Annotated in this window: 12 protein-coding genes and 1 pseudogene; 6 read left to right on the forward strand and 7 right to left on the reverse strand. The window is 68.2% G+C overall.

The window, feature by feature from the left end; translation table 11 throughout:
• Nucleotides 1–14: 14 nt before the first annotated feature.
• Genes tal through A5745_RS08785 form a run of 5 tightly spaced genes read left to right on the forward strand, consistent with a single transcriptional unit; the run spans nt 15 to nt 4,731 of the window.
• Nucleotides 15–1,136 (forward strand): transaldolase, encoded by a 1,122-nt coding sequence (tal, locus tag A5745_RS08765; RefSeq protein WP_076062939.1) that lies wholly within the window; start codon nt 15–17, stop codon nt 1,134–1,136.
• On the forward strand, nt 1,133–2,677 hold the full coding sequence (gene zwf, locus A5745_RS08770) for a glucose-6-phosphate dehydrogenase (protein ID WP_076062941.1): 1,545 nt from the start codon (nt 1,133–1,135) through the stop codon (nt 2,675–2,677). Before tal ends, zwf begins: the two co-directional genes overlap by 4 nt.
• Nucleotides 2,674–3,585, forward strand: coding sequence for a glucose-6-phosphate dehydrogenase assembly protein OpcA (gene opcA / locus A5745_RS08775; RefSeq protein WP_076063046.1), 912 nt, complete (start codon nt 2,674–2,676; stop codon nt 3,583–3,585). Before zwf ends, opcA begins: the two co-directional genes overlap by 4 nt.
• Entirely contained in the window at nt 3,582–4,319 is a 738-nt protein-coding gene (pgl, locus tag A5745_RS08780; RefSeq protein WP_076062944.1) for a 6-phosphogluconolactonase, read from the forward strand. Before opcA ends, pgl begins: the two co-directional genes overlap by 4 nt.
• 13 nt (nt 4,320–4,332) lie before the next feature.
• Nucleotides 4,333–4,731 (forward strand): ATPase, encoded by a 399-nt coding sequence (locus A5745_RS08785; protein ID WP_076062946.1) that lies wholly within the window; start codon nt 4,333–4,335, stop codon nt 4,729–4,731.
• On the opposite strand, the gene A5745_RS08790 is transcribed toward A5745_RS08785, so the two are convergent.
• Nucleotides 4,728–5,504, reverse strand: coding sequence for a DUF4239 domain-containing protein (locus tag A5745_RS08790; protein ID WP_076115762.1), 777 nt, complete (start codon nt 5,502–5,504; stop codon nt 4,728–4,730). The two genes, A5745_RS08785 and A5745_RS08790, sit on opposite strands and share 4 nt — an antisense overlap.
• Nucleotides 5,505–5,566: 62 nt before the next feature.
• The gene (gene ppc, locus A5745_RS08795; protein ID WP_076115763.1) at nt 5,567–8,374 is read right to left on the reverse strand and encodes a phosphoenolpyruvate carboxylase; all 2,808 of its coding nucleotides are present in this window, start codon (nt 8,372–8,374) and stop codon (nt 5,567–5,569) included.
• A 198-nt stretch (nt 8,375–8,572) separates the two neighbouring features.
• Between ppc and A5745_RS08800 the strand changes: the two genes are divergently transcribed.
• Nucleotides 8,573–8,884 (forward strand): DUF732 domain-containing protein, encoded by a 312-nt coding sequence (locus tag A5745_RS08800; protein WP_083662819.1) that lies wholly within the window; start codon nt 8,573–8,575, stop codon nt 8,882–8,884.
• Between the two features lie 5 nt (nt 8,885–8,889).
• On the opposite strand, the gene secG is transcribed toward A5745_RS08800, so the two are convergent.
• The 5 genes and pseudogenes from secG to A5745_RS08825 all read right to left on the reverse strand — a co-directional run.
• The gene (gene secG / locus A5745_RS08805) at nt 8,890–9,123 is read right to left on the reverse strand and encodes a preprotein translocase subunit SecG (protein WP_076062956.1); all 234 of its coding nucleotides are present in this window, start codon (nt 9,121–9,123) and stop codon (nt 8,890–8,892) included.
• Between the two features lie 30 nt (nt 9,124–9,153).
• A complete protein-coding gene (tpiA, locus tag A5745_RS08810; RefSeq protein WP_076115765.1) occupies nt 9,154–9,939 on the reverse strand; it encodes a triose-phosphate isomerase in 786 nt (261 codons plus the stop codon).
• Nucleotides 9,936–11,171, reverse strand: coding sequence for a phosphoglycerate kinase (pgk, locus tag A5745_RS08815; RefSeq protein ID WP_076115766.1), 1,236 nt, complete (start codon nt 11,169–11,171; stop codon nt 9,936–9,938). Before pgk ends, tpiA begins: the two co-directional genes overlap by 4 nt.
• A 3-nt stretch (nt 11,172–11,174) precedes the next feature.
• Nucleotides 11,175–12,194 (reverse strand): type I glyceraldehyde-3-phosphate dehydrogenase, encoded by a 1,020-nt coding sequence (gene gap / locus A5745_RS08820; protein ID WP_076062963.1) that lies wholly within the window; start codon nt 12,192–12,194, stop codon nt 11,175–11,177.
• Nucleotides 12,195–12,292: 98 nt separating this feature from the next.
• A pseudogene (locus A5745_RS08825) lies at nt 12,293–12,589 on the reverse strand (FAD-dependent oxidoreductase); the annotation flags it as partial.

Consider the following 12,589-nt stretch of genomic DNA (forward strand, 5'->3'; position numbering starts at 1 on the left):
AGAGGGAGATTCAGATGACCGGTCAGAATCCCAACCTGGCCGCGCTGAGCGCCGCGGGGGTGTCCGTTTGGCTGGATGACTTGTCGCGGGACCGGCTGCAATCCGGCAACCTGCAGGAGCTGATCGACACCAAGAGTGTCGTCGGCGTGACCACCAATCCGTCCATCTTCCAAAAAGCGTTCGCCGAAGGCCACGCCTACGACAAACAGATCGCCGAGCTGGCCGAGCGCGGCGCCGATGTCGATGCCACCATCCGCACCGTCACCACCGACGACGTGCGCAGCGCCTGCGACGTGCTGACGCGCGAGTGGGAGGCCTCCGACGGTGTCGACGGCCGGGTTTCCATCGAGGTCGACCCGCGGCTGGCCAGCGAAACGGACAAGACCATCGCGCAGGCTGTCGAGCTGTGGAAGATCGTCGACCGGCCGAACCTGTTCATCAAGATCCCGGCCACCAAGGCCGGCCTGCCGGCCATCACCGCCGTTCTCGCGGAAGGGATTTCGGTCAACGTCACCCTCATCTTCTCCGTCGAGCGGCACCGCGAGGTGATGGACGCCTACCTGACCGGGATGGAGAAGGCACGCGAAGCCGGGCACGACCTGTCCAAAATCCATTCGGTGGCATCGTTTTTCGTGTCCCGGGTGGACACCGAGGTGGACAAGCGGCTGGAGAAGCTCGCCACCCCGGACGCGCTCGCGCTGCGCGGCCAGGCCGGTGTCGCCAACGCGCGGCTGGCCTACGCCGCCTATCAGGAGGTCTTCGAGAATGGCGAACGCTACCAGGCGCTCAAGGCCGACGGCGCGCGGGTTCAGCGTCCGCTGTGGGCCTCGACCGGGGTCAAGAATCCGGACTACTCCGACACCCTCTACGTGACCGAGCTGGTCGCGCCGCACACGGTGAACACCATGCCGGAGAAGACGATTGACGCGGTCGCCGACCATGGCGTCATCAACGGCGACACCGTCACGGGCACCGCGCAGGCAGCTCAGGCGGTATTCGACAAGCTGGCGGCGGTCGGGGTCGACGTGACCGACGTGTTCGTGGTCCTGGAGAACGAGGGCGTGGAGAAGTTCGTGGATTCCTGGACCGAGCTGCTGGAGGAAACGCAGAAGCAACTGGGTTCCACCGCTCAATGAGCCGGGCCGCGGCTGCCACGCAGTGGCGTAATCCGCTGCGGGACAAAGAAGACAAGCGCCTGCCCAGGATCGCCGGCCCGTGTGCCATGGTGCTCTTCGGCGTCACCGGCGATCTGGCCCACAAGAAAGTGGTGCCGGCCATCTATGACCTGGCCAACCGCGGTCTGCTGCCGCCCACCTTCTCGCTGGTGGGCTTCGGCCGCCGCGACTGGGATCACGACGCCTTTGCCCAGGTGATCCTCGACGACGTCAAGCAGCACTGCCGTACCCCGTTCCGCCAGGCGATCTGGGAGCGGCTGGCGGACGGATTGCGGTTCGTGCGCGGCGAGTTCGACGACGAGGCCGCGTTCGGGCGGCTGGCCGAGACGCTGGAGAAACTCGACGCCGAGCGCGGCATCGGCGGCAATCACGCCTTCTACCTGGCGATCCCGCCCAAATCGTTTCCGGTGGTGTGCGAACAGCTGCACTCCTCCGGACTGGCACGACCGCAGGACGACCGGTGGAGCCGGGTCGTCATCGAGAAACCGTTCGGCCACGACCTGCAGAGCGCGCGCGAACTCAACCACGTGGTCAACTCGGTGTTCCCGGAGGAGTCGGTGTTCCGCATCGACCACTACCTGGGCAAGGAGACGGTGCAGAACATCCTGGCGTTGCGCTTCGCCAATCAACTATGGGACCCGATCTGGAACGCGCACTACGTCGACCACGTGCAGATCACCATGGCCGAAGACATCGGGCTGGGTGGCCGGGCCGGCTACTACGACGGCATCGGCGCCGCCCGCGACGTCATCCAGAACCACCTGATGCAGCTGCTGGCCCTGACCGCGATGGAAGAGCCGGTCAGCTTCAATCCGCATGCCTTGCAGGCGGAGAAGATCAAGGTGCTCTCGGCCACTCAGCTCGCGCAGCCGCTCGACGAGACCAGCAGCCGGGGCCAATACGCCGCCGGCTGGCAGGGCGGCGAGAAAGTGGTCGGCCTGCTCGACGAGGAGGGCTTCGCGCAGGACTCCACCACCGAGACCTTCGCCGCCATCACGCTCGAGGTCGACACCCGCCGCTGGGCCGGTGTCCCGTTCTACCTGCGAACCGGAAAGCGGTTGGGCCGCAGGGTGACCGAGATCGCCCTGGTGTTCAAACGCGCGCCACATCTGCCGTTCGACGCCACCATGACCGACGAGCTCGGCACCAACGCCATCGTCATCCGGGTGCAGCCCGACGAGGGCATCACCTTGCGGTTCGGTTCCAAGGTCCCGGGCAGCACGATGGAAGTCCGCGACGTCAACATGGATTTCTCCTACGGCTCGGCATTCGTGGAGGATTCCCCCGAGGCGTACGAACGGCTGATCCTGGACGTGCTGCTCGGCGAGCCGTCGCTGTTCCCGGTGAACGAGGAGGTCGAATTGGCTTGGGAGATACTCGATCCCGTCCTCGACTATTGGGCGACACACGGCAAGCCCGACTCCTATGAGTCGGGCACCTGGGGGCCCGCGTCGGCGTTCGAGATGTTGCGCCGCACCGGGCGGGAATGGCGGCGCCCATGATTATCGATCTGCTGGACACCAGCACCACCGCGGTCAACAAGAAGCTCGACGAGCTACGCGAACAGGCCGGCGTCGTCACGATGGGCCGCGTGGGGACGCTGATCATCAAGTCCGACAACGACACGATGGTCGAGGAATCGATCGAGGCCGCCAACGCCGCCAGCCACGAGCACCCGAGCCGGGTCCTGGTGGTGACCGCCGGCAACGCCGACGCCACCGAGGCGCGGTTGGACGCCCAGGTTCGCGTCGGGGGTGACGCCGGCGCCGGGGAGGTCGTGGTGCTGAGGCTGTCGGGACCGCTGGCCGATCACGCCGAGAGCGTCGTCATTCCGTTCCTGCTGCCCGACATCCCGGTGGTGGCGTGGTGGCCCGACGTCGCCCCGGCGGTGCCCGCCCAAGACCCGTTGGGCCAGTTGGCGATTCGGCGCATCACCGACGCGACCAACAGTGACGATCCGCTGTCTTCGATCCGGGGCCGGCTGCAGGGTTATACAGCCGGCGACACGGATTTAGCCTGGGCGCGCATCACCTACTGGCGGGCGCTGCTCACCTCCGCGGTGGACCAGAAGCCGCACGAGGAGATCGAGTCGGCGCTGGTGTCCGGTTTGCGAACCGAGCCCGCGCTCGACGTGCTGGCGGGCTGGCTGGCCAGCCGGATCGACGGGCCGGTGCGCCGGGTGGTCGGCGACCTCAAAGTCGAGCTGGAGCGCAAGTCCGAAACCATCACGCTGAGCCGGCCCCAGGAGGGCACGACGGCCACCCTGAGCCGGACGGGCCGCCCCGATGCCCTGGTTCCATTGGCGCGCAGGGAAACCCGAGAGTGCCTGGCCGAAGACATGCGGCGGCTGGACCCCGACGAGATCTACTTCGCCGCGCTGGAGGGCATCGACAAGGTGCAGTACGCATGAGCCGCGTGATCGACATCGTCCCCGACGGCGACGCCCTGGTCCGGGCCGCCGGCTCCCGGCTGGTCGCTACCATCGAGGCCGCCGTGGCGGCCCGGGGGCGCGCCCTGATCGTGCTGACCGGCGGCGGCAACGGCATCGGGCTGCTGAAGTATCTCCGCACGCAGCGGGTGGACTGGTCGAAGGTGCATTTGTTCTGGGGTGACGAGCGCTACGTTCCCGAGGACGACGACGAGCGCAACGAGAAGCAGGCGCGCGAGGCGTTGCTCGATCACGTCGACATTCCGTCCAGCCAGGTGCATCCGATGGCCGCCAGTGACGGCGAATTCGGCAACGATCTGGCCGCGGCGGCCCTCGCCTACGAACAGCTGCTGGCCGCCAACGCCGCTCCCGGTGAGCCGGCGCCGACCTTCGACGTCCACCTGCTGGGCATGGGTCCCGAGGGCCACATCAACTCCCTGTTCCCCGACACCCCCGCCGTCCTCGAGACCACCCGCATGGTCGTCGCGGTCGACGACTCCCCCAAACCGCCGCCGCAACGAATCACCTTGACACTGCCCGCGATTCAGCGTTCCCGCGAGGTCTGGCTGATGGTGTCGGGCGCCGGGAAGGCCGACGCGGCCGCCGCCGCCATCGGTGGCGCGCAACCGGTCACGGTGCCGGCCGCCGGGGCCATCGGCCTGGAGACCACGCTCTGGCTGCTCGACGAGGAGGCCGCGGCCCAGCTTCCCAGCTGACGCTGGGCGCATAATGACGTTCATGGCAGACAAAACCGTGCGCAACGGGCCCGAGCGAAGCCGGATCAAGACCCTCACCCAGGCGGCGCTCAACGCCGACAAGACCGTCGAACAGGTCGAAGACGTCCTCGACGGCCTCGGCAGGACGATGGTCGAGCTGAACAGCTCGCTATCGGCCCTCAACGCGACGGTGGAACGCCTGGAGGGCGGCCTGGATCATCTGGAGGGCGTGCTGCACAGCCTGGACAATCTCGCCCAGCGGCTCATCGCGCTCGTCGAGCCGGTGGAGGCGATCGTCCAGCGCATCGACTACATGGTCGGGGTGGGCGAAACGGTGATGTCCCCCTTGTCGGTCACCGAGCACGCGGTGCGCGGCGTGCTGGACCGGCTGCGCAACCGTACGGTGCACTAGGTTCCGCGGTCGACCGCGTCGAAAACGTCCAGCGCGTGTCCGAACGGCTCCGACGTGATCGCGTGGTCGGTCTCGGAGCGATGGTCGAGCGAGTAGTCGATGCACAGCAGCAGGCCCAGGAGGACGGCGACCGCGCTGGACAGGAGTGCCTGGCCGAGGGTGCTGCCCAGGCGCAGGAATCCGGTAAGGCCTACCAGGACAACCCCGCCGAAGATCAGTCCCAACCACAGCAGCGCCGGTATCCGCGGCTTGGTCGCGATCATGCGCTGGGTGCGATCGGACGACAGCACGCTCAACTCGCTGAGGAACTGGGAATTGATGGCGCTCAACGCGGCACCCGGGGACTGACTGCCGGCGATGCGGTACATCTGCGTGATCGCGGCGCGTGCGCTGTCGCGGGCGCCGTCGCCGGCCGGCTTGGTCGAATCGGAACCCGCCACCGCCGTCGTGTACTGGCGCAGCAGTTGCTGAAGCTGGGGCCGCTCCGGTTCCGGCATGGCGACGGTCTGCCGGTACAGCGTCGTCAGTGCCGACGCCTCGTTGGCGACGATGACCTGGGTGGCGGAAAACTGTTGCCAGGTGACGACCACGGTGAACCCAAGCAGGGCGCCGTAGACAAGCCCGACGATGGCGACGAACGGCGACATGGCCGAATCGTGCAGTTTTCCTTCGCCGGCCAGGACACGATTGCCGAACCATACGCTGACCACCGCGAGCACGATCGCGGTGGCGACCACGCTGACAAGAATCAACCAAAGAGACGGCGCACCCATCGCCCGAGACCATACTGCGCGTCGGCGGCGGTGACGGCCATCGGCGCGCGGATGTCGGCCATTTACCCGCTGTTGCGCAGCGCGCTGGAGAGGCCGTTCATGGTCAGTAGGATGCCGCGCTGCACCAATTCGTGGTCGTCGCCCGAGCGGTAGCGGCGCAGCAGTTCCACCTGAAGGTGGTTCAGTGGCTCCAGGTACGGGAACCGATTGAACACCGAACGCGCGAGCGCCGGGTTGTCGGCGAGAAGGTCGTCGTGACCGGTGATGAGCTTGTGCATGGCGATGGTGCGCCGATGTTCGTCGACGATCTTGTCGAATACCCTGCGCCGCAACGATTCGTCGGGCACCAGCTCGGCGTAGCGGGCCGCCAGGCCCAGGTCGCTCTTGGCCAGCACCTGCGCCATGTTCGACAGCACGCTGGCGAAGAACGGCCACCGCTCGTACAGCTCGTGCAGCGTCGCAACCCGGTCGGCTTCGCTGTCCGGACCCGCCGCGATCCACTGTTCGAACGCCGATCCGGTTCCGTACCAGCCGGGCAGCATGACCCGCGACTGGCTCCACGCCAGCACCCACGGGATGGCGCGCAGGTCCGCGATCGACTCGGTGGGCTTGCGCGAGGCGGGCCGGCTGCCGATGTTCAGCGATCCGATCTCGCTGACCGGTGTCGATGCCTTGAAGTATTCGACGAAACCCGGTGTGTCGTGCACCAACTCGGCGTAGGCGCGCCGCGCCAGGGTCGCCACCTCGTCGAGCACCGCGTACGCCGGTTCGGCTGCCTCGCCGAGACCCTCGACGTCCAGCAGCGTGGACTCCAACGTCGCCGCCACCAGGCTCTCCAAATTGCGGCGCGCCAACTGGGGTTCGGCGTACTTGGCGGCGATCACCTCACCCTGCTCGGTGAGGCGCAGCGATCCGTTCACCGCTCCCGGCGGTTGCGCCAGGATCGCCTGGTAGCTCGGCCCGCCGCCGCGCCCGACGGTGCCGCCGCGACCGTGGAAGAGCCGCAACCGAATTCCGGTCTTGCGGGCCACCTCGACCAGGGACAGCTCCGCCCGGTACACCGCCCAGCTGGAGGCGAGGTAACCGCCGTCCTTGTTGGAGTCGGAGTAGCCCAGCATCACCTCTTGCGAGTCGCCGCGCGCGGAGACGAGCGCCCGATAGACGGGCAGTTCCAGCATCGCGTGCAGAATCGCCGCGCCGTTGTGCAGATCGTCGATCGTCTCGAACAACGGCGAAATGCCCACCGGGCAGTAGGGTTCCGGCCCCGAGGCGTCCAGCAGGCCGGCCTCTTTCAGCAGGATCGCGGCCTCCAGCACGTCCGACACCGACTGGCACATCGAGATCACGTAGTTGGGCACCGCGGCGGGCCCGTAGCGCCGGACGGCGTGGGCGGCGGCGGCCATCACACCCAGCTCGCCGCGCGCCAGGTCGGACAATTCCGCGCGCTCGCCGAGCAGCGGTCGGCGGGTGCTCAGTTCGGCGGCCAGCAGCTCGACCCGCTCGTCTTCCGCCAGCGAGCCGTAGTCCGGGTGCACACCCGCCCACGCCAGCAGCTCGCCGACCACCTCTTGGTGTACGTCGGAGTTTTGCCGCATGTCGAGGCCACACAGGTGAAACCCGAAGACGCCCACGCCTTCTCGCAACAACGCCAGCCGGTCGTCGGCCAGTAGCGCGCTGCCGTGGGCGCGCAGCGAAGCGTCGACGGTGTCGAGGTCGGTGCGCAATTCGGCGGGCGTGACATACCGGGTCAGGCCCAGGTCGAGCTCGTGCTGCGGTCGCCGGTCCAGGATCTCGGCGGCGGTCGCGGTGAGCCGGCCGCGGATCACCCGCACGGCACGCCGGTACGGCTCGTCGGCCCGGGCGTTCTCCGGGCACGCGTCGGACAGCTCGGCCAGTTCGGGGGTGACGCCGACCAGTCGCGCCGACAGCGACAGTTCCTGCTCGAGGTCGGTGAGCTCGGCCAGGTAGTGCGCCACCGCGGTGAACGCGGCGCTGCCGGTGGCCCGCCGCACCACCTCTCCGGTGACGTTCGGGTTTCCGTCGCGGTCACCGCCGATCCAGGAGCCCGGCTGCAGGATCGGGTTGGCGAGCAGCTCGGCGTCCGGCCACCGAGCGCGCAGCGCGTCGCGAACCTCGCTGTTCACTTGCGGGATCACCTCGAACAATGCGGCCGGGTAATAGCGCAGCCCGACGTCGATCTCGTCGGTGATCTGCAGCCTCGAGAGCCGGATCAGTGCGGTCTGCCACAGTGTGAGGACCTGGCGGCGCAGCTCGAGTTCGATGTCGCGGCCGTCGTCGGTCTGGGTGTGGCCCTCGGCGTGTAGTCGCATCAGCCCGGTGATCCGGTGCTGGGTGACGAAGACGGTGCGCCGGCGGGTCTCGGTGGGATGGGCGGTGATGACCGGGGAGACCAGGGCGCCCTTCAGTGCATCGGCCACCGTGGCCGAATTCAGTTCCGCGAGATCGAGTTTCGCGTAGGTGGCGGCGAGGCTGCTGTCTTGGGGCGGCTCGCCCGCGTCGATGTGAACGGCGCGGCGGCGTTCGCGGTGGATGTCTTCGGCGACGTTGGCCAGCAGTGCAAAATGGCTGAACGCCCGGATGATCGGGATCGCGAGGTGGATGTCGATCCCCTCGAACATGCGCGCCAGGTCGGCCCGGTCGATTTCGGAGCGCCGAACCCGGAACGATTCCACCCGGGCGCGCTCCACGAGGTCGAACACCTCGTCACCGTTCTGCTCACGCACGGTGTCGCCGAGGATCGCACCGAGCAGCCTGATGTCGGCGCGCATCGGCTCGGTCGCCTCGCGCCCGGTCGCGGTCCGCTGGACCGCGCCGATCGGTTCGAGCGCGGCGTCGGGAGCCTCAACCATGCGTCCCAGTATCGGCGCGGATGGCGCGCTCCGCCCGGCGAGGGCTCAGGCGGCCGCGGCCGAAAGTGAACTTCACGACGCATTGCCGGCGTGTCCCGTCGTGAAATTCACACTCGCCGCGGTGAGCTAAGGCAACACGAAAAGACGGGAACCGAAATGCCCTCACCTCGCTGGCTGGCCGCGCTGGCCATTCCGATGATTGCCGGCGCTGCCCTGCTGGGTAGCGCGGCGACCGCGACCGCCACTCCCGCCGATGACGCGTACCTCGCGCAGCTGCGCGCCGTCGGCCTCACCTGGCCACCCCAGACCGAAGAAGCGCTCATCGGGGAGGCGCACCTCATCTGCTACGACCTCACGTGGGGTTGGACGCCACAACAGATCGCCGACGACATCCACGCTCACTTGGACAAGAGGGGCGTGACGTTGTTGGACATCGGGACCATGGTCAACGCCGCGCACTCGACCTATTGCCCGGGCAACGTGTGCGACGCCCCCAGCCTGTGCACCTGACCGCGTCAGCGGTACTTGATCTGCAGGGCCATGCCGATGATGCACACCAGCCAGATGCCGGTGATGAACAGCGTCAACCGGTCCAGGTTCTTCTCGACCACGGTCGACCCGGACAGGCTCGACTGCACGCCCCCGCCGAACAGCGTCGACAGGCCGCCGCCCTTGGCGCGGTGCAGCAGCACCAGCAACACCACCAGGATGCTGGTGACCACCAGGGTGATCTGCAGGGCCAATTGCATGACGTGCAGCCTACCGGCTTCGCGGCGGCATCACGGCAGCGGCCCGCCGGCGGCGATGGCCGCCAGCGTCGCGAACTGCTCGCCGTCCAGCGACGCGCCCCCGACGAGGCCGCCGTCGACGTCGTTCTGGGCGACGATTTCGCCGATGTTCTTCGCGTTCACCGAGCCGCCGTAGAGGACCCGGACGCCCTCGGCGATCTGCGACGAGGCGAGGGACGCCAACTCTTTGCGGATCGCCGCGCACACCTCCTGGGCGTCGCCCGCGCTGGCCACCCGGCCGGTGCCGATCGCCCAGACCGGCTCGTAGGCGATGACGACCCGGCCGATCTGCTCGGCCGAAAGGCCGGCCAGCGAGCCGCGCAGCTGCTTCTCGCAGTGGCCGACGTGCTCGCCGGCCTCCCGGACCTCCAGGTGCTCGCCGATGCAGACGATCGGCGTCAGTTCGTTCTTCAGGGCGGCGGCCGCCTTGGCGGCCACCAGGTCGTCGTCCTCGTTGTGGTAGGTGCGCCGCTCGGAGTGCCCGACGACGACGAACGAGCAGCCCAGCTTCGACAGGAAGGCGCCGCTGATGTCTCCGGTGTAGGCGCCCGAGTCGTGCTGGGACAGGTCCTGGGCGCCGTAGGTCAGCCGCAGCTTGTCGCCGTCGACGAGGGTCTGCACGCTGCGCAGGTCGGTGAACGGCGGGAGCACGGTGACGTCGACCTTGTCGTAGTACTTGTCCGGCAGCGCGAAGGCGATCTTCTGCACCAGCGCGATCGCCTCGAAGTGATTGAGGTTCATCTTCCAGTTGCCGGCGATCAGCGGCTTGCGGCTCACGAGGCTCCTCCACTTGGCTGCGGCCGGCCCAGTACCTCGATGCCGGGCAGCGTCTTGCCCTCCAGGTATTCCAGCGATGCGCCACCGCCGGTGGATATGTGCGAGAACTCACCCTCGTGGATGCCGAGCGCGCGCACGGCGGCCGCGGAGTCGCCGCCGCCGACCACGCTGAACGCACCCTTGCCCGTCGCGGCGACGATCGCCTCGGCCACGCCCTTGGTGCCCGCCGCGAACGCGGGCAACTCGAACACGCCCATCGGGCCGTTCCAGAAGACGGTCTCGGCGTTGGATAACAGCGCGGCGAACCGCCGCACCGACTCGGGTCCGACGTCCAGGCCCATCTTGTCGTCCGGAATCCGGTCCGCGGCCACGGTCTCCGGCGGCGAGTCGGCGGCGAAGCGCTCCGCCACCACGATGTCCACCGGAAGGCGCAGCACGTCGTGGTAGGTCTCACTCAGCCTGCGGCACGTGTCGACCATGTCGGTCTCGAGCAGGGATGTCCCAACCGAAAGGCCCTGCGCGGCAAGGAAAGTGAAGCACATGCCGCCGCCGATCACGATGCTGTCGGCCTTGGTCGCCAGCGACTCGATGACGCCGAGCTTGTCGGACACCTTCGACCCGCCGAGCACCACCGCGTACGGGCGCTTGGTCGAGGCCGTCAGCTGCTCGAGCACCCGGATTTCCTCGGCGACCAGCGTGCCGGCGTAGTGCGGTAGCAGGGTGGCGACGTCGTACACGGAGGCTTGCTTGCGGTGCACCACCCCGAAGCCGTCGGAGACGAAAGCGCCCCCCGGGGAGACCAGTTCGGCCAGCAGCTTGGCCAGGGCGAGTCGCTCGCCGTCGTCCTTGCTGGTCTCCCGCGGGTCGAACCGGACGTTCTCCAGCAACAGGACGTCGCCGTCGGTCAACCCCTCGGCGCGGGCCAGCGCGTCGCCGCCCACCACGTCGCCGGCCAATTGCACGTGCCGGCCCAGCTGTTCGCCGAGCGCGGCGGCCACCGGCGCCAGCGACAGCGCGGGGTCGGGTCCGCCCTTGGGGCGACCCAGGTGCGCGGCGATCACCACCTTGGCGCCGGCCTCGGCCAGCGCCCGCAACGTCGGGACGGACGCGGTGATGCGGCCCGGGTCGGTGATGACCCCCGCATCGAGCGGCACGTTGAGGTCGGAGCGCACCAGCACGGCGCGACCTGAAACACCTTCCGCCAGAAGGTCTTCGAGGCTGGGAACGGACACGGTCTACAGCGACTTGCCAACCAGTGCGACCAGGTCGACCAGGCGGTTGGAGTAACCCCACTCGTTGTCGTACCACGACACCACCTTGGCCTGGTTGGCGATCACCTTGGTCAGGCCGGAGTCGAAGATCGAGCTGTGCGGGTCGGTGACGATGTCGCTGGAGACGATCGGCGCGTCGTAGTACTTCAGGATGCCCTTGAGCCGGCCCTCGGCGGCGGCCTTGAACGCCGCGTTGATCTCCTCGACGCTCGCGGACTTGGACAGGTCGGCGGTCAGGTCGGTCACCGAGCCGGTCGGAATCGGCACGCGCAGCGCATACCCGTCGAGCTTGCCTTTCAGGTTGGGCATCACCAGGCCGATGGCCTTGGCCGCGCCGGTGGAGGTGGGCACGATGTTCAGCGCGGCGGCGCGGGCGCGACGCAGGTCCTTGTGCGGGCCGTCCTGCAGGTTCTGATCCTGCGTGTAGGCGTGGATGGTGGTCATCAGGCCCCGGTCGATGCCGAATTCGTCGTCGAGCACTTTGGCAAGCGGCGCAAGGCAGTTCGTGGTGCACGACGCGTTGGAGATGATGTTCTGGCTGCCGTCGTACTTGTCGTCGTTGACCCCGAGAACGATGGTGATGTCCTCGTCGGTCGCGGGCGCGGAGATGATCACTTTCTTCGCGCCGGCGTCCAGGTGGCCCTTGGCCTTGGCCGCGTTGGTGAACAGCCCGGTGGATTCCACGACGACGTCGACGCCGAGGTCGCCCCACGGCAGCGCCGCCGGGCCCTCCCGGACCTCGAGCGCCTTGATTTTCGCGGGGCCCACGACGATGGTGTCGTCGCCTTCGAGGCTGACGTCGTGGGGCAGCCGGCCGAGGATCGAGTCGAATTTGAGCAGGTGCGCCAGCGTGCTGTTGTCCGTGATGTCGTTGACGGCGATCACCTCCACGTCGGCGATGCCCTGCTCCTGTTGGGCCAGTAGGGCCCGGTAGAAGTTGCGTCCGATTCGACCGAAGCCGTTGATGCCTACTCGGACCGTCACTTGTCTCTCCCTGTCTGATCGCTGATGAAACCGCTCGCCGTCAGCCTAGATCAGTAGCGACGACGGTTGCTGGGCGTCCCCCTCGGAGGTGACCTGCGTTACCCGCGCAGCCGCCGCAGCGCGGCGGTGGCGGCGTGATAGCCGCACAGTCCGTGGATGCCGGCGCCCGGCGGCGCGGACTGCGAGCACAGGTAGACGCCGGGAACACCGGTCGCGTACGGGTTGACGGCGATGCGCGGGCGCAGGACAACCTGCAGGCCGTCGTTGGCGCCGCCGATGATGTCGCCGCCGATGAAGTTCGGGTTGTAGGCCTGCAGGTCGGCGGCGCTCTTGCTGACGGACGCCAGGATGCGGTCGCGGAATCCCGGAGCGAACCGCTCGATCTGGTCGACGAC

This window comes from Mycobacterium sp. IS-2888 (assembly GCF_001954215.1).
Classification (GTDB): domain Bacteria; phylum Actinomycetota; class Actinomycetes; order Mycobacteriales; family Mycobacteriaceae; genus Mycobacterium.